This window comes from Dellaglioa sp. CoH-57-MRSF-20 (assembly GCF_056781955.1).
This window is the reverse complement of the sequence record NZ_JBXAXV010000058.1, coordinates 1-619: the sequence shown is the minus strand read 5'-3', so window position 1 is coordinate 619 and position 619 is coordinate 1. Positions and strand designations below refer to the sequence as shown.

1 protein-coding gene is annotated in these 619 nt (G+C 52.0%); it reads right to left on the bottom strand.

What is annotated here, in order from left to right; translation table 11 throughout:
- Window positions 1–619, bottom strand: a 619-nt coding sequence (locus AC1RPN_RS08075; RefSeq protein WP_481763694.1) for a P-loop NTPase family protein, incomplete at both ends; no start/stop codon positions are given.

Sequence of the window (619 nt, the reverse complement as noted above, 5' to 3'; positions counted from 1 at the left end):
AGCGATAGAAGTCGTTACCCTTCCCGGTAACGCTCTTCTCGATCTCGACGCCCTCTTCCTTATCGAAGACCGCGTTGAAAGGCATACCTGAGCCACGTTTCGTATTCCAGATTCGCACGTCCGAATAGTAGCGCAGCTTCTTACCGCACGATTCCTGCTGCTTCGGTCCGTACATAGCCATCGGAATATCAGACAGCTGATTCATGCCGATCAGGGAAATCATCTTCTTGCCCATCCGGCCTTTGATACGAGGCAGATGCTTTGCAAAGAATCGAGCGTGCACGCCCAGAGAGTTATCTGCCTCTTCATCGTCGTTAGAGTCCGGATTCATTGCCGGATACGAGTCAACGATGATGACACCCTGAAGGTTTCCGTCCGGTGCCTCTACCCACAGACCCTTTCCGTACTTCTTGGCCATCTTCGGGTCGTGTGCGTCACCAATCATGGCCTTGTTGGCCTTGTTGTCTTCATAGATCAGCCACCACTTACCTGCAACCATGCGCTTGTCGGGGTACTGCTTCTGGATACTTGCCATCCAATCGAAGAACTTCTCACCCACCGTTTCTGGGTAGTACTGCACAACCGGATGAACAACCCATTTACCGGTCTCTTTGTCCTT